The sequence below is a fragment of the Nocardia miyunensis NBRC 108239 genome (genome assembly GCF_001613065.1).
GTDB lineage: Bacteria > Actinomycetota > Actinomycetes > Mycobacteriales > Mycobacteriaceae > Nocardia > Nocardia miyunensis.
The window spans coordinates 26,690-48,077 of sequence record NZ_BDBQ01000064.1 but is presented as its reverse complement, the minus strand read 5'-3'; the positions used below and the strand labels follow the sequence as shown (position 1 = coordinate 48,077).

Genomic DNA, 21,388 nt, shown 5'->3' with positions numbered 1-21,388 from the left:
GCTGAGCGATCACAACAGCGACACCTGGACGGTCCGGAACGGAGCCGTCGAAGCCCTATGAGCACATCAGGATTGGGAGGCGACATGAACGAGGACATCGGTGACGGTCCGATGCCGGCGGATCTGTGCCATATCTACGAGACAATGGCGACGATCACCTTCGGTGAGGCGGCGACCGTGGGCGCCGTGCGAGCCGGTCGGTTGAATGCCGCCGTCTATCCGGTGCGCGGTCTGGAAGGCGTGTGCGCGGCACTGGGCGATGTGCTCGAGCCGACCGACTACCTGGTGTCGACCTACCGGAACCTCGGCGATGCCGTGGCCAAAGGCGTGCCGCTGAAGCGCGTGGTCGCGGAGTCCTACGGGCGCAAACTGGGCACCAGTAAGGGCAAGGGTGGTCCGATGCATCTGGTGGATGTGCGCGCCGGGCTGATGGCCACCAGCGGCATCGTCGGGGGAGGAGTGCCGATCGCGGTCGGCCTCGCACTGGCCGCCCAGTTGGACGACGAGGGGCAGATCGCCGCCACCACTTTCGGCGATGGTGCCACGTCCATCGGCGCATTCCACGAGGCGATGAACCTGGCCGCGCTGTGGAAGCTGCCGATCGTGTTCGTGTGCCAGAACAACCAGTGGGGTGAGCACACCGCGCTGTCCGACTACGCCGGCAACCCCGACCTGGCCGAGCGCGCCCGCGCCTACGGCATGCACAGCATCGCGGTGGACGGTTTCGATGTGCTCTCGACCTGGCGGGCGTTGCGCGAGGCCGCGGACCATGCCCGCTCCGGCGCGGGTCCGGCGTTCGTCGAGGCGATCACCTACCGGCTCGGCCCGCACTCCGCGGCGTCGGATCGCGGATACATGCCCAAGGACGACTTCGACGCGGCGATGCAGCGCGACCCGACGCCGGAGTTCCGCCGAAAGCTGCTCGAATCGGGGCGCGCGAGCGCCGAGGAACTCGATCGGATCGACGCGCGGGTGCACGCACTGGTCGAGGACGCCATGCAGGCCGCCGTCGATTCACCCCCGCAGACCGACGACGAACTGTTCACCGATGTGTTCGCCGATCGCGCCGCCATCCCTACCAGCACGAAATGGAAGGCCAACGCATGACTGTCAACGAGTTGGTCACCCCTATCGCCGTCGCCACCGAAGAGATGAACTGCCAGCGTGCCGTGCGTTCGGCCATGGCGCTGGCACTCGCGGCCGAACCCCGGGTGCTGGTACTCGGTGAAGACGTCGCGGATCCGCCCGGCGGCGTCATCGGCACCACCAAGGGACTGTCGACCGAATTCGGCCCGCATCGGGTGCGCGCGACACCGATCGCGGAACAGGCGATCATCGGTGCGGCGATCGGCGCCTCGCTGGCGGGGTACCGGCCGATCGCCGAGATCATGTTCTGCGATTTCCTCGCGGTCTGCGCCGACCAGATCGCGAATCACGCCGCCAAATTGCGCTACATGTCCGGCGGCGAGACGCCGGTGCCGATCACCATCACCACCTTCGTCGCCGGCGGTCGCTTCGGCGCGCAGCACACTCAGTCGCTGGAAGCCTGGTTCATGCACACCCCGGGCATGAAGGTGGTCATGCCGTCGAATCCGGCGGATGCCAAAGGGCTGCTCGCCAGCTGCATCGCCGACGACGACCCCTGCCTGTTCGTCCAGCCGCTGGCCTTGATGTTCGCGCCCAAGCAGCAGGTCCCGGTCGGTGACCACTTCGTTCCACTCGGGAAGGCGTCGGTCATCCGCCCGGGCAGCGACGTCACGATCGTCGCCTACGGTGTGCAGGTTCCCCAGGCGGTGGCCGCGGCGGAGGAACTCCAGGCCGAGGGCATCAACGCCGAAGTGATCGACCTGCGCAGCCTCGTTCCCCTGGACATGCCGACCGTCCTGGCCTCGGTCGCCCGGACACGGCGGGTCGTGATCACACACGGCGCCACCCAGTTCTGCGGTCCCGGCGCCGAGATCGCCACCCAGATCTACGACGAGCTGTTCGGGGAACTGGCAGCGCCCATCGCGCGGGTGGCCGCGCCCTACGCGCCCATGCCGTTCGCACCCGATATGAGCTATCTCCCGATGGGCGCCGACATCGCCGCGTCGGCCCGGAAGCTGTTCGGGAAATAGCGGGAGCGTTCGTCATGGAAACACTGGAGCAACAGCTCTCGCGACTCGACGACATCCGCGCCGTACAGGAGGTGCTCGCCCGTTACTGCCGACTGGTCGACGCCCGGCAACCGGCGGCCATCGCGCGCGAGGCGTTCACCGAGGACGCCGTCGACGACCACGGACTCTACGGACGGGCCTTTCGCGGACGCGACGAGATCGAGAGCATGTTCCGCCGCTCCAACGAGACGACCGACAGCAGCGCCCATTTCATCTCCAACTCGATCATCGAGATCGATGGGGATGTGGCGCGTGCCCGCACGTACGTGTCGGGCTGGACGTGGGTTTGGGCCTCGGCGGACCGTGGCGCGGTACGGCCCGCGGACTGGGTGTTCACCGGTATCTATGTCGACCGGTTGGAGCGCACCGATGAGGGCTGGCTGATCAGCGAGCGAATCATCGAACCACTCGGCACCGGCGCCACCGGATTCGGAGCGCGGCCCACCGATTACAACCCACCGCCCACTGATGAGGGCGGCGATCAGGAGGACTTCACATGACGGTCGATCCAGCGACGACGCCGGACAGCGATCATGCCGCCGCGGTGCGGCGACTGGTGGACAAGGAGGAGATCCTCGCGCTGCTGACCCGCTACACCTATCTGTGCGACGCTCGCGAGGGCACCGCCTGGATTCGGGAGATCTTCACCGAGGACGGCACGGACGATCACAATCTGTTCGGGCAGGCCTTCCAGGGCTGGGACGCGATCGAGTCGATGTTCGCGCGGTCGTCGCAAAACCTCGATGCCACAGCGCATTTCATCAGCAACACCGAAATCGAGGTGGACGGTGATCGGGCCAAGGCCCGGACCTACACCCAGTGCTGGACCTGGCTGCGCGCCTCGCGCGACCAGGGCGCGGTCCGCCCGTGCGACTACGTCTACGTCGGCGTCTACAACGACGACCTGGTCCGGACCGAGAACGGATGGCGGATCAAGTACCGGAAGATGACCCCGCTCGGCACCGGTGCGCTGGGCATCGGCACGGGGCCCGAGACTTACTTCGCCGGTTACGCCGCCGCGGCCGCGGAGCGTGATGCCCAGTGAATTCGACACCCGACACGACAGGGCAGTCGCAGTATCCGCTGACCCTGTCCCCGTGGACGCTCGGCTCGCTGACCATGCGGAATCGAATCCTGGTCGGCGCGCACGGCACGAACTACCAGTCCGGTGGCCTGCCCAGTCCCCGCTACGCGGCCTATATGGCCGAACGTGCCAGGGGCGGTGCGGGTTTGGTGATCACCGAGGGCACGCACGTGCATCCCACGACCGGCGGCCCGTTCATGATGGACGCCTGGCGCCGGGACGGCCGCGAGAGCTTCGAGAGGCTCACCGGCGCGGTGCACGACGAGGGCGGGCGGATCTTCTGCCAGCTGATGCACAACGGACGGCAGCAGGAGCCGGTGCTCACGGGCCGTCCCGCGGTCGGGCCCTCGGCCCTGGCCGATCCCGCCCACTCGACCACCGCGCACGAGTTGAGCAACGCCGAGATCCTGGAGCTGATCGAGGCGTTCGCCGACAGCGCGGCGAACATGATCGCCGTCGGCTTCGACGGCATCGAATTGCACTGCGCGCATGGATATCTGATCGAGGAGTTCCTCTCGCCGTGGAGTAACCATCGCACCGATCAGTGGGGCGGCTCGCCGCAGAATCGGCTCCGGTTCGCGCGCAGCGTCGTGCGCGCGATCCTCGACCGCGTCGGATCGGACGTGGTCGTGGGCGCACGAGTGACGGCTTACGAAACGGTTCCGGGCGGCCTGGACCGTGACGAGGCCCTCGACATCACCGCCGCGCTGGCCGCGGAAGGTCTGTCGTTCGTCTCGGTGACCGCCGGACAGCACGCGACTCCGTTCATGGTCGTCCCCCCGGCGGGCACACCGACGCTGCCCTTCGCCGCGGATGTCGCCCGGGTCCGCAGCACGGTGGACTGCGCCGTATTCGCCTCGCACCGGGTGCGCACCCTCGCCGATGCCGAGCAGGCGATTTCCGCGGGAATCGCGGACATGGTCAATATGGCCCGCGCTCACATCGCGGATCCGTTCGTCGTGGCCAAGACGATGCAGGGGCGCACCGAGGAGATCCGGCAGTGCATCGGCTGCGTGCAGGGCTGCCGCGGACAGCTGATGTCGGGGTTGCCGATCGGCTGCCTGGTGAATCCGCGCGCGGGCCGGGAATCGACGCCGCTGCCGGATCCGGTGGTGCTGTCCAAGAACATCGCGGTGGTCGGTGGCGGGATCGCCGGTATGCAATTCGCTTCGACCGCGGCAGCCCGGGGACATCAGGTCACCCTCTTCGAAGCTGCGGACCAGTTGGGCGGCATGTTCGCCAGGTCGGCGACCCTGCCGGAACGTCAGGAGGTGGCTCGCTTCACCGAGGTCCTCGCTACCGAACTGCGGCACAACAACGTTCGCGTGGAACTGGGGCACTCGGTGGGTCCCGACGATCTCAGCGGGTACGACCAGGTGGTAGTGGCGATCGGTGCCAGTCGGCACGCACCCGTGGCGGCCGACTTGCCCGAAGCCCGAATGCCCATCGTGGGACTCGAGCAGGCACTGGATCTCGAAGTGCCGGAAGGCAACCGGGTACTCATCGTCGACCGCGGCGACCACCACAACGTGGCGTTGCTGCTGGCTCGCCGATACGAGGTGCAGGGCGCGGCGCAGGTCACGGTCGTCGACACCGAGGGCCCGGTGGCACGCAAGCTCGACATCCTCAATCGCGGCTGGATGACCCGGGAATTCGATCCCGAACGCGTCCGGCTCGTCTCCTCGGCCAAGGACCTCGAGGTGACCGGCCGACGCGCGAGCTTCCGGCACGAGGGATTCAGCCAGACGGTGGATGATCTGGACGTTCTCGTCGTGCTCGAACCCGCGATCGCCCGCGATCCGGAACCGTGGCGGCAATGCGCTCCCGAAGTCCTGTTCCTGGGCGACGCGGACGCGCCAGGGTTGGCGGTAGAACTCGTCCATCACGCATACGAGCTGGCCGGTGACCTCGTCCCCGGACCGGGGCGACCACTGGCCGCACAGGTCAGCGCTTCATCCTAATCATGTTTGTGGTCCAATAGTGCTTGAAGCACAATAAGAATTCCTCTAATCTAATTATGTTCAGGTGGGGGAGCCTGATATCGGTGCGTCCACGGGCGGCTTCGCCTGTCCACATCTGTAAGGATCGACATGACTTCGGTTGATGATTTCAAACTGCTGGATCCGGCAACCCTGGCCGAACCCTACGAGTTCTGGTCGGCGCTGCGCGAGAGCGCGCCGATCCACCACACCGCCGAGGGAGCGGGCTTCACCATCGTCACCCGGTACGACGATGTCGTCACCGCGATCCGTGACACCGAGACCTTCTCGAACCAGATCAGCCGGCGCTTCAAGGGCGGCATGTCGCCCTACGAGGACAGCGCGCAGGTCAAGGAGATCCTGAAGGACGGCTGCCCTTATTCCGACGCGCTGGCCTTCGTCGACGGTGATGTGCATGCCAAGCACCGCCGGATGATCCGCCGCGGATTCACCAACACCCGAGTCCGCGAGCTCGATGAATACATCCACGACGTCGTGCACCGGTTGCTCGACGAGATGCCCTTCGGTGAGCCGGTGGACTTCTGGAAACAGTTCTGCGTGCGGCTGCCGGTGCTCATGATCGGGCACATCCTCGGCGTGGACGAGCAGCACGAGCAGGATGTGAAGCGCTGGGCCGACGCCCAGGTCGCGCGCTTCGGTGAGCCCCGCGAGACCGAGGACGAGAACATCTCGATCGCGAAAGACCTGGTCGACTTCCACCAGTACCTCTACCGCGAGCTGGCCGCACGCCGGGCCGAACCGCGGGACGACTTCCTGTCCGACCTGGTCAACGCCGAGGAGGAGACCACCGAGAACGAACTCGTGCTGATCTGCGCCCAGCTCCTGGTGGCCGGGGCGGAATCCTCGACCAGCCTGATCGGCTCTATGGTGAACGAGATCGTCGACCGCCCGGAACTGCTCGAACGTCTTCGCCACGACGAGTATCTGGTCAAGGATGTGGTCGAGGAGACCCTGCGCACCGAGTCGCCCATCAAGCTGGTGCATCGGATCACCACCCGCGACACCGTGCTCGGTGGCGTCGAGATCCCGGCCGACACGGTATGCATGCTGATGATCGCCTCCGCCAACCGCGACGACGCCATGTTCGAGGACGCGGCCGTGTTCGACGACGATCGACGGGATGCGAAGCGGCACTTGGCCTTCGGCATGGGCGCGCACCTGTGCTCCGGAGCCGAACTGGCCCGCTCGGAGGCCCGCATCGCACTGCAGGCGCTGCTGGAACGCACCACCAGCATTACCCGGGCTCCCGGGCATACCTCCGAGCACATTCCCAATCTGACCGTCCGCGCACTGCGCGATCTGAAACTCGTCCTGCGGTGAGCAGTGCCATGACCGACGAGACGTCGGCCGGTCCGGTTTCCGGCATGGACGCCCTCGAAGCGATCGCGACGGCACGGACCATGCGCTGGTTCGAGCCGACGCCGGTCCCCGAGGAGAAGATCCGGACCTTGCTCTGGGCCGCCACCAGAGCACCCAATCCCGGCAACTCGCAGGGTTGGCACTTCCTGGTCGTCACCGATCCGGCGCTGCGTGGGCAGATCGGGAAGGTGATCTCGCCGATCGCGGCGACAGTCGGGTCGGTTCAGGAGGCGGAGCCGGACCATCGCGCTATGCGGGCCGGGTCGCTGAATCTGTTGGAGAACCTCGGCGATGTCCCGGTGCTGATCTTCGTCTGCGGACGAAACATCTTCCCGCCGCAGGCTCCCCAGATCGACCTGCTCCACTCGGCGATGTTCGGGGCCGCGCAGAACCTGCTGATCGCGGCGCGGGCGACGGGCCTCGGTGCGGCGATGACCAGCTTCCACGCACCGTTCGAGAGCGAGTTGCGGGAATTGCTGGGCATCCCCGACGACGTCCACATGGGTGCGCTGATACCCGTCGGATTCCCGGCGCGCCCGCACGGGCCGGTGCGTCGGCGGCCGGTCGAGGAGGTCGTGCACTGGGACCGCTGGTAGCGACCACATCCACCACACGGCCGGGCTCGAGCGCCGCATCGGTGTTCGCGACGCCGTGACAACCAAGATTCGAACAGTGCGAGGAGCACATCCATGCAACCAACAGATCCAGCATCCGCGGATCCGGTTCTGGTCGAAATCACCGACGGCATCGGTATTTTGACGCTCAACGAACCGGATCGGCGCAACCCGCTGAGCCCGTCGATCGTCGACGCGCTCACTCGGTCCCTGAGCGCGCTCGCCCAGGACCCGGCGTGCCGCGCGGTGGTGCTGCGCGGCGCTGGACGCGGGTTCTGCGCGGGCGCCGACCTGAGCCGGATGCGAGCGGCGTCGGCCCTGGAGGACCGGGACGAATACAACGCCATCCTCGTACTGAACAAGACCCTGTGGGGTTACGCGAAGCCCACCGTGGCCGCCGTGCACGGCTTCGCCCTCGGCGCCGGATGCAACCTCATGAACTGGTGCGATGTCGCGATCGTCGAGGAGGACACCCGCCTCGGGTTCCCCGAGGTCGTCGCCGGGGTTCCCTCGGCGACGGTGATTCCGACGCTGCTACGGACCGTGGGCCGCAAGGCGACCATGGAACTGGTGCTGTCGGGCGAGCGGATCGATCCCGCTCGTGCGGAGCGGCTGGGCCTGGTCAGTCGGGTGGTCGGCCGCGGTGAGGCATTCGCCGTCGCCGTGAAGTTCGCCGGGACGGTCGCCGCGCACGATCCCTCCGCGGTGCGGCTGACCAAGGACATCGTGCGCGCGGTGACCGACATGACCTACGAGCAGGGCATCGAGTACGCCAAGGAGGTGCGGGTCATCGCGCGGATGGCTCCGGACTTCGGGGTGCGTGTCCGGCAGGGCGGAACGACCGAGACTGCGCAGGTGAGCCGCTGATGACGATGCCGCTGCAGAATGTGAAGGTCCTGGATCTGACCACCGTGCTCGCCGGGCCGTTGTGCACGATGATGCTCGGTGACGCGGGCGCGGACGTGATCAAGATCGAGCCGCCCGGCGGTGACCCCTCCCGCCGGATGGGCCCGCCGTTCTGGGGAGACCAGGGCGCGGAGTTCCTGGCCCTCAACCGCAACAAGCGGTCCATGGTCCTGAATCTCAAACAGGACGAGGACCGCCGGATCTTCCTGGACCTGTGCCGGTCCGCCGATGTGCTGGTGGAGAACTACCGCACCGGGGTGACCGCGCGACTGGGCATCTCCTACGAGGAGATCGCCCGGGTCAATCCTAGGATCGTGTACTGCTCGATCTCCGGCTTCGGCCGGACCGGCCCGCGCAGCGAGCAACCCGCCTACGACGCGATCATGCAGGCGTTCGTCGGCATGATGGCCAGCACCGGAACCCCGGGCGGCGAGCCGGTACGCGCGAACATCTCCATCTGCGATATCGGCGCGGCCATGTACGCCAACCAGGCCGTGCTGCTCGCGCTGGCCGCCCGCGAACGGACCGGGCAGGGCCAATACGTCGAGGCGTCGATGTTCGAGACCCAGATCGCGTGGCTGCTGTACCGGGCGGTCGGCTACTTCGCGACCGGCACCGCGCCGGCGCGGAAAATGGGGTCGGCTGCGCCACACGTCGTTCCCTATGAGGCATTCCCGACCAAGGATGGCTACGTGATCGCGGGCGCACTCAACGACGGGCTGTTCCGTCGCATGATGACCGCGATGGGGCTGACGGAGTTGGGCACCGACCCGCGCTTCGACGAGAACCCCAGGCGAGTCGCGAACCGGGTGGAACTCAAGGCCCTGCTCGATGGCCGTTTCCAGGAGGAGACCACCGAGTACTGGGTGCGGACCCTCACCGAGGGGGGAATTCCGCACAGTCCGCTCAACTCCGTGGAAGACGTCATCAACGATCCGCAGACCGCGGCGCGGGAGATGATCGTCGAGATGGACCACGCCCGACTGGGCAAGATCAAGATGCCCGGACCCGCGGTCAAACTGTCCGCTACACCGTGCCGTGCCGAACTGCCGCCGCCGGAACTGGGCGAGCATCAGGCCGCGATCATCGACCGGCTTTCCGATGGGGGAGCCTGGCTCGCTCGTGAGTATCTCGATCCGGTCGCAGCGGTGCGGGGCAGCGCGCATGAGTGAATTGGTGACGATGGAGACCGACGCGGCTACCGCGGTCGGTGTCGTCACGATGCGCGGGGCGCCGAACAACTATCTGAACCGCTCGGTGCTGGACGCGGTCATCAATGCATTACGTGATCTGGACAGCGATCCGGATTGTCGTGCGATCGTCCTGGCCGCCGACGGCAAGCACTTCTGCGCGGGGCGCGACTTCCGCGCGCCCCGCGGGCCGGGCGACGATTCGGCCAGCGTCTACCGCACCGCCGCAGGACTTTTCGACATCGCCACGCCCTGGATCGCGGCGGTGCAGGGTGGTGCGATCGGGGCGGGTTTCGGCCTCGCGCTCGCCGCGGACTTCCGGGTCTGCGCCGCGGACGCGTACTTCTGGCCGAACTTCGTCACGCTCGGTCTGCACCACGGATTCGGCACCTCGGTGACGCTGCCGCGACTGGTCGGCCCGCAGCGGGCGGCTCGCATGCTCATGTCCGGAGAACGCGTTTCCGTTGGCGCCGAATACGCGGCCGAACTGACCGACATGGTTGTGCAGCCCACGGAATTGCGTTCCGCGGCAATCGCTTTCGCCGCACAGTTCGCCGGGAATCCGGCGCCGGCGGTGCGCGGTATCCGGGTCACCATGCGCGCCGGGCTGCGCGAGCGTTTCGCCGAGGCGGCAGTCCACGAGGCCGCCGAGCAGGCTCGGCTCGCCGCCGACAAGACCAGTACAGATTCCGGGAGCGAGGAGAAGCGGGCATGAGCGCTCGGCTACGCATAGGCATCATCGGTGCGGGAATGGCGGGGCTGTACGCGGCCTACCGGCTGAAGGAAAGCGGCTACGAGGTCGTCGTCTTCGAGAAGAATTCCGATGTCGGCGGCACCTGGCTGCAGAACGACTACCCGGGGCTACATGTCGATGTCATCACCCGCAGCTACGAGTTCGCGGAGATGCGCAGTAGTACCTGGTCCAAGCGCTACGCACCCGGTGTGGAGATCGGCGCCTACCTGAAATCGTTCGCGCGCAGGAAGGGGCTGTACCCGCTGATCCGATTCGGCAGCGAGGTCGCCGAGGCTTCGTGGCACGACGGAGTGTGGCAGATCGTGACCACCGACGGCGAAACGCATGTGTTCGACGTGGCGATGGTGGCGACCGGTTTCCTGCGTGTGCCCAAGATGCCGCGCATCGAGGGCATGGACGACTTCCGGGGAACGGCGTTCCATTCCTCACGGTGGGACCATTCGCTGTCCTTCACCGGCAAACGCGTCGGTGTGATCGGCACCGGGTCCAGCGGCATCCAGATCGTCAGCGAACTCGGCAAACGCGGCCACGACGTCGTCCATTTCATCCGCACGCCGCAGTGGATCCAGATCAAGGAGAATCCCAGCATCTCCTGGCTCGAGAAGCTGCTGCTCCGGATTCCGGCGCTGGCCAAGTACTGGGACACGCGGATGGCGCGGCTCCGCGTCAAGACCGACGGCCCGGAAACCTGGCGACTGGAACCGGGCCCCGATCGCGATGCGGCGAATCAGCGCTTCCTCGACGTGCTCGAGCAGGAGATCCCCGACCCCGCACTGCGGCGCAAACTCACGCCCGCCGAGCCGCTGGGCTGCAAACGGATCCCGAAATCCCCGGACTACTACCGGGTGTTGCAGCGTCCGAACGTGCAGCCCGTGTTCGGTCCGCTCGGCCATATCGAGCACGACGGCGTCGTCGACGGCACGGGCGTCAAGCACACGCTCGATGTCATCGTGTTCGCCACCGGGTTCGATACGCACGCCTATATGCGTCCCATGCGGATCACCGGCGCGAACGGAGTCACACTCGACGAGCTGTGGCAGGGGGCGGTGTTCTCCTATCGCGGCGTGGGTCTGCCGCAGATGCCGAATCTGTTCCTGCTCAACGGGCCGTTCGCGCCGATCAACTCGCTGGCCATCCCGTTGTGCCTGCGCGACGAGGTCGGTTATCTGCTGCGGCTGCTCGCCGTCATCGAGCGGGACCGAACCCCGATCGCGCCGACCCGGGCCGCGACGGACCGCTTCGTGGACACCATCCGCGAGAAGTTGCCGCAGACCACCTATTCGCTGTGCGACAACTGGTACACCGATGCCAGTGGCACACAGGTGATCTGGCCGTTCACGCGTGCGGAACACGGTCGGCAATACGACGAGCTGAACCTGGACGACTTCGAGACCTTCGGTCTTCCCGTCGAGGCACTGAGCTGAATTCCGAGGCTGTGATGAAAGGAACCGAAGTGAACGACGTGGTGATCTGCGAGCCACTGCGCACACCGGTCGGCGGCTTCGGCGGCGCACTGCGTGATGTACCGCCGCACGAACTGGCCGCGACGGTGATCCGGGCGTTGCTCGAACGGACGAACCTGCCGCCCGAAGCGATCGACGACGTCCTGCTCGGGAACTGCTACCCGACCATGGACGCACCGGCGATCGGGCGGGTCGCGGCGCTGGACGCGGGCCTGCCGGTCACCGTGTCGGGCCTGCAGATCGATCGCCGGTGTGGTTCTGGCTTGCAGGCGGTGTTGTACGCGGCCATGCAGGTGGCCTCGGGTGCGAGCCGGCTCGTGCTGGCCGGTGGGGCGGAATCCATGTCCAACGCGTCGTTCTACTCCACCTCGATGCGGTGGGGTGTGCGGCCGGGTCCTGGTGTGCTGCTTCAGGATTCGCTTGCGACGGGTCGCCTGACGGCTGGCGGCGAGAACTTTCCGGTGCCCGGTGGCATGCTCGAGACGGCGGAGAATCTGCGCCGGGAGTATTCCATCCCGCGCGAGGAACAGGACGAGTACGCGGTCCGCAGCCACCACCGCGCCGCCGCCGCGGCCGCGGCGGGCTACTTCGACGACGAGATCGTTCCGGTGGAGGTGAAGCGGCGCAAGGACACCGTCATCGTCGACCGGGACGAGCACATCCGGCCGGACACCTCGGTCGAGGCGCTCGGACGACTTCGTCCCGTTCTGGGGCGGGACGACCCCGAGGCCACGGTCACCGCGGGCAATGCGTCCGGTCAGAACGACGGTGCGGCCCTGTGCGTGGTGACCACGCCGCAGACCGCCGCCGCCTACGGGCTGCGGCCGCTGGTGCGACTGGTGTCCTGGGGTGTGGGCGGAGTGCCGCCGCGGACGATGGGCATCGGGCCCGTCCCCGCGGTCGCGAAGGCGCTCGACAGCGCGCAGCTGGCGTTGAAGGACATCGATCTGATCGAGCTCAACGAGGCATTCGCGGCCCAGGTCCTCGCGTGCACACGCGAATGGGGTTTGACCCCGAGCGATTTCGACCGCCTCAATGTGAACGGCTCGGGGATCTCCCTCGGTCATCCGGTCGGTGCCACCGGCGGACGGATCCTGGCGACGCTCGCGCGTGAGATGGTCCGGCGAGATGCCCGCTACGGGATCGAGACCATGTGCATCGGCGGTGGTCAGGGGCTGGCCGCGGTATTCGAACGGGTAGCCGGATGACTCGCGCGCCGCTGTCCGGACTGCGTGTGGTCGAATGCGCCAGCTTCGTCGCAGGCCCGACCGGGGGCATGACCCTGGCCCAGCTCGGCGCCGAGGTGATCCGCATCGACCCGGTGGGCGGCGGCAGTGATCATCTGCGATGGCCGCTCGGCCCGGATGGCCAGAGCTACTACTGGACCTCGCTGAACAAGGGCAAGCGCTCGGTGTCGATCGATATGCGCTCCGATGCCGGGCGGGAACTGGTGCTGGCATTGATCGGCGCGCCCGGCCCGGACAGCGGGATCCTGGTCGACAACGTCGTCGGACGACGCTGGATGGCCAATTCGGTGCTGACCGCCCAGCGTCCGGACCTGATCCACCTGCGGGTCCAGGGATATCCCGACGGCCGGCCCGCGGTGGATTACACCGTCAACGCCGAGATCGGGGTACCGCAGCTGACCGGCGGCGACCCGGGCGGTGTGCCGGTCAATCATGTTCTTCCGGCGTGGGATCTGATCGCCGGGCTGACCGTGTCGACCGGTGTCCTGGCCGCGGTGCACGATCGGTCCCGGACCGGCCGCGGCGCATATCTCGAGCTTGCGCTCGCCGACGTCGCGCTCGCCGGTGTGGCGAACCTCGGATGGTTGTCGGAGGTGGCCGACCGCGGCAGCGACCGACCGAGGCACGGTAATCATCTCTACGGCAGCTTCGGTTCCGACTTCGCGTGCGCCGACGGCGTCCGGGTGATGGTGGTAGCGCTGACGGAGGGCCAGTGGGACGCGTTGTGCAAGGCGACCGGCACCGAGCACGTCTTCGCCGCGCTCGAACCGGCCCTCGAGGTGGATCTCGCCCGGGAGGCCGACCGGTACCGGCTGCGCGAAACCATCGCCGCGGTGCTGCGGCCCTGGTTCGAGGCACGCGAGTTCTCCTGCGTCAGTGAGGAACTCGATGCGGCTCGGGTCGTGTGGGGACGCTATACGGCGATGACCGACGTCGTCGCGGCACACCGGGACGGTGGGCATCCCGTCCTGGCGGATGTCCGCCTGCCGGGTGCGAGCGAGGCGATCACCGCTCGCTCGCCCATGCGGTGGGACGGGCACTACGGGGAGCCCGGCGAGGCGCCGGCGCTGGGCCGCGATACCGAAGCGGTGCTGGGCGAGGTGCTCGGACTGTCCACGGCCGAAATCGGCCGTCTCGCGGCGGACGGCGTGATCGCCACACCGTGACGACGCCGTCTCGGCCGCTCGCGCGATAAAAGCCATACACAATTGGCCTCAAATGTTGGTATAGTAAACATAATTAACACCGTCCGTACGCGGACTGTGGGTCTCCATCGAGGCGGACGTCTCGTCATATTGCCATGCGCCGCAGTTCGATACCGGTGGCGCGGCTCGGCACACTCGCACAGGGACAGTGCCGAACCCACGAATACATAATTTGATTGGAAGGTGAACGCAATGCGCGGTTACGTCGACACTCGGTGGGGGCAACTGCACTACTCCTCGACCGGGGCAGGCAATCGCACAATCGTGCTGTTTCACGAAACGCCGCTCAGTCATGGCGCCTATCAGCGACTGGCGCCGGAGCTGGCGGAGTCGTTCCGCGTCATCGTCTTCGACACACCGGGCTACGGTGAGTCGGACCCGCCGCAGGGCATCACGACCATCGAGGAGTACGCCGCCACCTTCCTCGAGGGCATCGATGCCCTGGGCGTGGACCGGTTCACCGTGCTGGGCGCGCACACCGGCGCGGACTTCGCCGTCGAACTGGCCGCCAACGGCGCGCACGACCGGGTGGACGGCGTCGTCCTGATCGGCGTTCCCTTCTACGAGGAACAGGTGCGGCGCGCCCGGGTGCCCGCCGTGGTCCCGGCGTTCCGGGACGACGGCCAGCACCTGCTGGAAAGTTTCAACCGCCCGCCGAAGATCTACGACGCCGAACTCCTCAGCCGGATGGCCGGGTCCGTCTGCGAGTTCCCCGACCGGGCATTCTGGGCGTATCACTCGGTCTACGCCTACCTGCCTGGCGAGGCGCTGCCGAAGATCTCCGCGCCGGTGCTGTTCCTCTCGCACGAGCAGGACCCGCTCTACGACGGCGACTGCATGGGCCTGAAGATCGTGAGCGACGGACGACAGGTCATGGTGCCCTCGGAGCGCTTGCCGCTGTACTGGACACAGCCGGCCCGCGTTGCCGAACAAGTGCGCTCCCTGCTCGGGGAGGGCTGAGGACGATGCGCGGTTACGTCGATACCAGGTGGGGCCAGCTGCACTATTCGTCCACGGGCTCGGGACCCCGGACCGTGGTCCTGCTGCACGAGACCCCGCTCAACCATGCCGCGTTTCAGCGGCTGATTCCGCTGCTGAGCGACACCTTCCGGGTGGTCGCGTTCGATTCGCCCGGATACGGGGAATCGGACGGTCCGGTCGCCCCCACCAGCATCGAGGAGTACGCGGAGACCGTCGGCGCGGCGATCGAGACTCTCGGCCTGGACCAGATCGTTCTCTACGGCGCGCATACCGGGGGCAGTCTGGCACTGCACCTGGGTGCGGTGACGGTAGCCGAGCGGGTGCACGGAATCGCGTTGAGCGGCTTGCCCTTCTACACCGATGAGGTACGCGGAGCCAAGGTGGTACGAGCGGTTCCGCCGGTCGCCGACGACGGCTCCCATCTGCTCGACACCTTCCTCTGGGAGCCCGACACCTATGACGCCGAGATGCGCAGCAGGCTCGTCGCCGGTGTCGCCCGGGACCAGCAGACGGCCTATCGCGCCTTCCACGCCGTCTACACCTATGAGCCCGCGAAGGTGATCGACCGGATCGGGTGCCCGGTGACGTTGCTGTCCCATCCGGGTGATCCGCTCTTCGACGCCGACAACAGGTTCTCGGCCGCGGTCCCCGGGGCGCGGCAGGTGGTCGTCGACACCGAGCGGTTACCGGTGTACTGGACCAAACCCGAGGTGGTGGCCTCGGAGATCGCGGCGCTGGCCGCCTCGGCCGACGGGTGACCGTCGCCTCTTTATCGTGTAACGACCCTAATTATGGATTCCTCTAACAAGGTTACTGCGCAGATGCGGCGACGGTTGCTCGCGATGTCCCGGACGACATCGAGGCTTCCCGGATGTGACCGGAAACGGACTGCAAGATGAGCGTTGTCGACGCAGACGCGCTATCCGCGGAGACCTACCCGCGCAAGCAGATGCTCGCTCCCGGAGTGTTCGCCATCGTCCAGGACGATGGCAGTTGGGGTTTGAGCAACGCGGGGCTGATCTGCGCCGACGGCGTCTCGGTGCTGGTGGACACGCTGTTCACCGAACGGCGCAACCGGATCCTGCGGGAAATGGTGCTCGAGTCCGCGCCCGGCGGCCTGAACTTCCTGGTCAACACCCACCACCACGGCGACCATGTCTACGGCAACGGCTGGTTCCCCGAGGCGACGGTCATATCCCACACCAGCACCCGCGAGGCGGTACTGCGGATGGACGCCGGCGCCTCGGCCCGGCGGTTCACGACGGTCGATTTCGGCGACAGCCGCCCCACAGCCGCGACCATCACCTACGAGACGTGCGCCCGAATCCATGTGGGAGACATGACCGTCGAGGCGTTCTTCCCTGGCGTGGCCCACTGTGCGGGCAATACGGCGCTGTTCGTCCCGGAGCGATCGGTGCTGTTCGCCGGGGACCTGCTGTTGAAGGACTGCACACCGACCTTCGTCGGTGGCAGCGCGCTCGGATTCCTGCCGGTTCTCGAACAGTTGCGCAAGCTGGACCCCGAATTCGTGGTCCCCGGTCACGGCGCGATCTGCTCGGCATCGGTCATCGATGAGACCGAGCGGTACGTGCAGTTCATCCTCGAACTGGCCGCGAGCGGACTCGCCGAGGGGAGAACTCCCTTGCAGGTCGCGCAGGACGCCCAGTTGGGTGAGTTCGCCGACTGGCTGGACAGCGAACGCATCGTCGGCAACATCTACCGCGCCATGCACGAGTTGGACGAGCGGACCGGCCACGGCCGGATCGACATGCCGGCCATGTGGCGCGACACCGAAGCCTGGCTCGGGCACCCGGTGCACAGCCGAGCCTGACCGCTGCCGCCGCCATCGCGGCGCGCCACGATTCCGATCGGAGAGTTATGAAAATCGCCGTAGACCTCACCATGTGCCAGAACCACGGTCAGTGCACCTATTCGGCATCGTCGGTCTTCGCACTGGACGACAAGGGGCAATTGTCGTTCCGTGCGGCCGCGCAGGACGAGTACCTGTCGGGCGAACTGGACGACGCTGTCGCCGAAGATGTCGAAGAAGCGATCGATATGTGCCCTGTCCAGGCCATTCGCCGAGTCGACTGATGACGCAACGAGTTGTCGTGGTCGGTGCGTCGCTGGCGGGCCTGCGTGCGGCCGAGGCAGTGCGCAAAGCTGGGTTCCGCGGCCAAGTGACGGTCGTCGGTGACGAGCCGCACATGCCGTACAACCGGCCTCCGTTGTCGAAGACCTCGATCGGTGATGTCCCCGAAGCGGAATGGCTCAAACCGGGACGGCACGCCACGGATGTCGAATGGCGACTCGGGCAGACCGTCACCAGCGCGGATCTGGCAGCACGCACCCTACGACTCGCTTCGGGCGAGGTGCTGTCCTGGACCGGCCTCGTCGTCGCGTCCGGTCTGCGACCGCGTCGGCTCGACCTTCCAGGGCCGATGCTCGGACGTCACGTGCTGCGGACACTGGACGACCAGGCCGGGTTCGTATCAGGCATCGGCAGCGCCCGCCGGTTGGTCATCGTCGGTGCGGGGTTCATCGGCTGTGAAGTCGCCGCCGCGGCGGCCATGAGCGGGATCGAAACCCACGTCGTGGCGCCGGAAGCGGTTCCTGTCGAACGGCCGCTGGGCGCGATGGTGGGTGCGGAGATCCAGCGGCGCCTGGAAGCACTGGGCATCGAATTCCACCTCGGCACGGTTCCGGTGGAATTCCTCGGTGCGGACCGGGTGCGTGGCGTGCGGCTCGCGGATTCGACCGAACTCGCCGCCGACGCCGTGCTCGAGGCGGTGGGGAGCATCCCGAATGTCGAATGGCTCGCGGGCAACGGACTGGACCTGTCCGACGGTGTCCTGTGTGATGCCGATTGCCGAGTCGGCGGCCGGTCCGACGTCGTTGCCTGCGGGGATGTCGCACGGTTCCCGAACATGTTGTTCGACGAGGTCCCGCGACGTGTCGAACACTGGGTCACCGCCGTCGATACGGCCAAACGAGCTGGTCAGGTGCTCGCCGCGCAGCTCGGCGGCACAGCTGCCGAGCATGTCTTCGCGCCGGTTCCGGCGTTCTGGAGTCATCAAGGCCCGGTCCGGTTGCAGGCATTCGGTGCGCCGGGGCTGGGCGATGGTGAGATCCGACTGCTCGAGGGAGAACTGAGCGGTGAGGCCGCTGTCGGCTACTACCGTGAGGGGATAGTGGTCGGTGTCGTACTGCTGGGACTGGCCGGTCGGTACGGCCATTACCGCAAGGAGATCGAGACCCTGAGCGCCAACCGGGCCGCAGGGTGAATCCCGGGCCCCGGCCATAGCGGGCCGGGTCCGGTGGGGAAGGTCAGGTGGCACATGGATATGCCATTGCGCAGGCTGGGCAAGTCCGGCCTCGTCGTCTCGGTGGTCGGGCTGGGAACCAACAATCTCGGGATGAAGCTCGACTTCGATACGTCTCGGGAGGTGGTGCACGCCGCGCTGGATGCCGGGGTGACCCTGTTCGACACCGCGGACACCTACGGCGCGTCGGAAGAACGCCTCGGCGAGATTCTGCACGGCCACCGGGACAACGTCGTCATCGCCACGAAGTTCGGCAGTGACGTGCGACGCCTCGGCAACGACAACGGTGACGACTGGAACGCGCGCGGCGCACGGCGATATGTCCGGCGGGCTGTGGAAGCCTCGCTGCGCCGCCTTCGGACCGACTGGATCGACCTGTACCAGATGCACCGCCCCGATCCCGCGACCCCGATCGAGGAGACTCTGTCGGTGCTCGACGACCTGATCCGGGAAGGCAAGATCCGGTACATCGGGCACTCCAACTTCACCGGCTGGCAGGTGGCACACGCCGAGTGGACCGCGCGCCAGCGCGGATTCGAGCACTTCGTCAGCGCGCAGAACGAATACAGCCTGTTGCGCCGTGATCCGGAGAAGGACATCGTTCCGGCGCTGCTCGAATACGGCATCGGGCTGTTGCCGTACTACCCGCTGGCCAGCGGACTGCTGACCGGGAAGTATCGGCGCGATGCGGCTGTCCCGGAAGGGAGCCGTATTCAGGTGTGGGGTCAGCGTTCGCTGTTGAGCGCCGAGAACTTCGACATCGTCGAGAAACTCGAGGAGTTCGCCACGGCGCGAGGGCTGTCGTTGCTGGAGGTCGCCGTCGGCGGGCTCGCCGCCCAGCCTGCCGTCTGTTCGGTCATCGCCGGCGCCACCAGCGCCGCGCAAGTCCGGATGAACGTTCGTGCGGCACAGTGGCAGCCGTCGACGGCCGACCTGGCCGAGCTCGACGGCCTGACCAAGCGGGAAGCAGTCCGATAGGCGTAGGGGACTGCTGGACCGGCTCCCGCTTTCGCGAGCGCATTCATTCGTACAACCGCACACCAACGGCTCCGGCCCAGCGCGCGACAGTCACTGGGCCGGAGCCGTTCTTACGTGGGCGGGTGGTTGACCGCCGTGTCCGTGTCATCGTCCGGGCGACTCGTTCGTGGATCGGCGCGGACGCTGCCGATTCGCCTGCGCAGGCCCGCAAACGCATCCGTGCTGGGTGCCCCTCACAGGAACACCCAGCACGGATTGGGGACGACCGGCGTGGATCGCACGTCGGGGCCCTGTGCTCCGCACGAGGCCGGGTGACGGCCTCGTGCGGAGTGGTTCAGGACTCGTGAGCGAGAGGCAGGGGCCGACCACCCACCCAGTCGATCAACTGGGGGTCCGCCCAGGTGAGTTCACCGCGCACGTGACGTCCGTGCCGGTCGAAGTATCCGACCTTGCGCTGGTCCAGGTCCTCGACGCGGACCAGGCCGTCCGGTTGCTGCTCGAACAGTTGGTTGTACAAGGGATGCCTGACCTGCATCGACCTCATCCTCTCTCGTTCCGATCGCGGGCACGTGCCGGTCACTGCTTGATGTACTCCATCAGGGTCTGATGGAAGTGACGGATTCGGGATTCCTGATACCGCGACATCATCAGACCCCTGCGGAAGTGCTGCAGAGTCTTCATGCCCCGCTGGACCTCCGGGATGTTGTTCGCATCCTGGTTGAGTACCGGGCCCAGCCGGCCGAGTTCTTCGGCGTCGGTCCACTCCTGGTCCTCCCGAAGCCATTTGACCTCGGCGGGACGTGGCCGTTCGGTGCCGGGGGGATAGGGGCTCAGGAACATGACGTCGATGATGGACGACTCGTGGTCGTCACCGTTCGGGCGGAAGCGGTAGACCAGCGACGGACCGGCCGCCATCCAGGGCGCGAAGTTCGGGAACACCGTGTAGGCGATCGGGTCCAGGATCTCGCAGTCGGTCGCGGCCTCGGCGGCCTCCTCCCCGAGTAGCGGCTTCAGCTGGTTACGCAGTTGTTCCGCGATGAACTCACGCGGGGTCTGGCCCTCACCGACAGCCAGATCGTCCGCGACGAGATCGCGGCCTTCCATGGCGCGCCCGTAGTACTGCCGGTTCAGCAGATAGTTCGACATGATGGTGTCGTCGTCGGTGCCCTTCATGTGCGGGCTCGAGTGCCCCGCGACCGTGATCGCCCGGCTGATGTGGCGACGGCCGGGCCACACGGAATATTCGGTGCTCTCGTCCGAGGTGCTGCCGAGTAGCTGGGGGTGCGTGGCGACGAGATGGAAGGATTCGAGGAATGCCTCCGCGGTCACCTTCCAATTCGCGGGGATGACCTTGGCGATGTGGATCGAGGTGTAGCGATCCTCGAGCGGGCGATGTTTGAAGTGGTCGGGCAGGTCTTCGAGGAAAACCTCGAGCGGCGGCGCGTTGCGGTCCATGTTGATGAACACGAATCCGCCCCACGTGTCGACCTTGACCTGCGGCAGGCTGAAGCGCTCGGAGTTGATCTGCGGAAAGTCCCAGCTGCTCGGGTTCTCCGCGAATGTTCCGTCGATGTTCCAGGTGAAGCCGTGGAACGGGCAGCGGAAGTTCGGCACGCAGCCGCCTTCGGTGCGCAGTCGGCGGCCGCGGTGCAGGCAGGCGTTGACGAAAGCCTTGATCTCGTTCGGGCCGGTACGCACGATGAGGAAGGAATCATCCACGATGTCGTACACGATGTGGTCGCCGACGTTCGGGATAGCTTCCTCACGGCATGCCATCTGCCAGACCCTGCGCCACACCTTCTCGACCTCGAGTTCGTGGAACTCGCGCGAGAGGTATCGCTCCATGGGGATCGCTTCGACACCGAGATCGGTCGCCGATTCGCGGCGCAGGGCGTCGGGCACGTGTCGATGTTCTCGCTCGAGAACGTCCTGGACACGCGGACCGGTCGAGCCATTGAGGTCCTGAGACAAAGTTGATCACCATCCACGGGCAGAGTGCGAAGGAAGCGGTGTGCTACCGCTCTAGCCAAGAGCCGCTAATTATGTTAATAGCTGAAGCATAACTTGCGTACCCGATGTTGCGCAAGGTCGGGTGCTGCCGACTCGCGTCTCGGTAACACAGTAATCC

The 21,388-nt window shown here is 66.8% G+C and carries 21 protein-coding genes; 19 read left to right on the top strand and 2 right to left on the bottom strand.

Going from position 1 to position 21,388, the window contains the following annotated elements; genetic code table 11:
- Positions 1-84: 84 nt before the first annotated feature.
- From NM2_RS27735 to NM2_RS27645, 19 genes are all read left to right on the top strand, one after another.
- Positions 85-1,107, top strand: a complete 1,023-nt coding sequence (locus tag NM2_RS27735) for a thiamine pyrophosphate-dependent dehydrogenase E1 component subunit alpha (RefSeq protein ID WP_067674475.1) — start codon at positions 85-87, stop codon at positions 1,105-1,107.
- Entirely contained in the window at positions 1,104-2,117 is a 1,014-nt protein-coding gene (locus NM2_RS27730; protein ID WP_067674534.1) for an alpha-ketoacid dehydrogenase subunit beta, read from the top strand. Before NM2_RS27735 ends, NM2_RS27730 begins: the two co-directional genes overlap by 4 nt.
- A 14-nt stretch (positions 2,118-2,131) precedes the next feature.
- Positions 2,132-2,656 carry a nuclear transport factor 2 family protein gene (locus NM2_RS27725; protein WP_067674474.1) on the top strand — a complete coding sequence of 175 codons (525 nt, stop codon included), beginning with the start codon at positions 2,132-2,134 and terminating at the stop codon, positions 2,654-2,656.
- The gene (locus NM2_RS27720) at positions 2,653-3,201 is read left to right on the top strand and encodes a nuclear transport factor 2 family protein (RefSeq protein WP_067674472.1); all 549 of its coding nucleotides are present in this window, start codon (positions 2,653-2,655) and stop codon (positions 3,199-3,201) included. Before NM2_RS27725 ends, NM2_RS27720 begins: the two co-directional genes overlap by 4 nt.
- Entirely contained in the window at positions 3,198-5,201 is a 2,004-nt protein-coding gene (locus tag NM2_RS27715) for an oxidoreductase (protein ID WP_067674470.1), read from the top strand. Before NM2_RS27720 ends, NM2_RS27715 begins: the two co-directional genes overlap by 4 nt.
- Before the next feature lie 129 nt (positions 5,202-5,330).
- Positions 5,331-6,560 carry a cytochrome P450 gene (locus tag NM2_RS27710; RefSeq protein ID WP_067674468.1) on the top strand — a complete coding sequence of 410 codons (1,230 nt, stop codon included), beginning with the start codon at positions 5,331-5,333 and terminating at the stop codon, positions 6,558-6,560.
- An 8-nt stretch (positions 6,561-6,568) separates the two neighbouring features.
- Positions 6,569-7,195, top strand: a complete 627-nt coding sequence (locus tag NM2_RS27705) for a nitroreductase family protein (RefSeq protein ID WP_084531615.1) — start codon at positions 6,569-6,571, stop codon at positions 7,193-7,195.
- A gap of 93 nt (positions 7,196-7,288) precedes the next feature.
- Positions 7,289-8,080, top strand: a complete 792-nt coding sequence (locus NM2_RS27700) for an enoyl-CoA hydratase/isomerase family protein (protein WP_067674466.1) — start codon at positions 7,289-7,291, stop codon at positions 8,078-8,080.
- Positions 8,080-9,291 carry a CaiB/BaiF CoA transferase family protein gene (locus NM2_RS27695; RefSeq protein WP_067674464.1) on the top strand — a complete coding sequence of 404 codons (1,212 nt, stop codon included), beginning with the start codon at positions 8,080-8,082 and terminating at the stop codon, positions 9,289-9,291. The genes NM2_RS27700 and NM2_RS27695 overlap by 1 nt, the downstream gene beginning before the upstream one ends.
- Entirely contained in the window at positions 9,284-10,024 is a 741-nt protein-coding gene (locus tag NM2_RS27690) for an enoyl-CoA hydratase/isomerase family protein (protein ID WP_067674462.1), read from the top strand. Before NM2_RS27695 ends, NM2_RS27690 begins: the two co-directional genes overlap by 8 nt.
- On the top strand, positions 10,021-11,487 hold the full coding sequence (locus NM2_RS27685) for a flavin-containing monooxygenase (RefSeq protein WP_084531613.1): 1,467 nt from the start codon (positions 10,021-10,023) through the stop codon (positions 11,485-11,487). Before NM2_RS27690 ends, NM2_RS27685 begins: the two co-directional genes overlap by 4 nt.
- A 29-nt stretch (positions 11,488-11,516) precedes the next feature.
- On the top strand, positions 11,517-12,734 hold the full coding sequence (locus tag NM2_RS27680; RefSeq protein WP_067674530.1) for an acetyl-CoA C-acetyltransferase: 1,218 nt from the start codon (positions 11,517-11,519) through the stop codon (positions 12,732-12,734).
- Positions 12,731-13,939, top strand: a complete 1,209-nt coding sequence (locus NM2_RS27675) for a CoA transferase (protein WP_067674458.1) — start codon at positions 12,731-12,733, stop codon at positions 13,937-13,939. Before NM2_RS27680 ends, NM2_RS27675 begins: the two co-directional genes overlap by 4 nt.
- 231 nt (positions 13,940-14,170) lie before the next feature.
- Positions 14,171-14,938: an alpha/beta fold hydrolase gene (locus NM2_RS27670; RefSeq protein WP_067674456.1), complete on the top strand. Its 768-nt coding sequence runs from the start codon at positions 14,171-14,173 to the stop codon at positions 14,936-14,938.
- A gap of 5 nt (positions 14,939-14,943) precedes the next feature.
- Positions 14,944-15,717 carry an alpha/beta fold hydrolase gene (locus NM2_RS27665; RefSeq protein WP_067674454.1) on the top strand — a complete coding sequence of 258 codons (774 nt, stop codon included), beginning with the start codon at positions 14,944-14,946 and terminating at the stop codon, positions 15,715-15,717.
- A gap of 137 nt (positions 15,718-15,854) precedes the next feature.
- Positions 15,855-16,790: an MBL fold metallo-hydrolase gene (locus NM2_RS27660; RefSeq protein WP_067674452.1), complete on the top strand. Its 936-nt coding sequence runs from the start codon at positions 15,855-15,857 to the stop codon at positions 16,788-16,790.
- Between the two features lie 47 nt (positions 16,791-16,837).
- Entirely contained in the window at positions 16,838-17,053 is a 216-nt protein-coding gene (locus tag NM2_RS27655) for a ferredoxin (protein WP_067674450.1), read from the top strand.
- Positions 17,053-18,243 (top strand): NAD(P)/FAD-dependent oxidoreductase, encoded by a 1,191-nt coding sequence (locus tag NM2_RS27650; protein WP_067674448.1) that lies wholly within the window; start codon positions 17,053-17,055, stop codon positions 18,241-18,243. The genes NM2_RS27655 and NM2_RS27650 overlap by 1 nt, the downstream gene beginning before the upstream one ends.
- A gap of 54 nt (positions 18,244-18,297) precedes the next feature.
- A complete protein-coding gene (locus NM2_RS27645; RefSeq protein WP_245718249.1) occupies positions 18,298-19,260 on the top strand; it encodes an aldo/keto reductase in 963 nt (320 codons plus the stop codon).
- Positions 19,261-19,594: 334 nt separating this feature from the next.
- Here the strand turns inward: NM2_RS27645 and NM2_RS27640 are convergent, their stop codons facing one another.
- Entirely contained in the window at positions 19,595-19,795 is a 201-nt protein-coding gene (locus NM2_RS27640; protein WP_067674446.1) for a hypothetical protein, read from the bottom strand.
- Between the two features lie 41 nt (positions 19,796-19,836).
- On the bottom strand, positions 19,837-21,162 hold the full coding sequence (locus NM2_RS27635) for an aromatic ring-hydroxylating oxygenase subunit alpha (RefSeq protein ID WP_084531612.1): 1,326 nt from the start codon (positions 21,160-21,162) through the stop codon (positions 19,837-19,839).
- Positions 21,163-21,388: the final 226 nt, after the last annotated feature.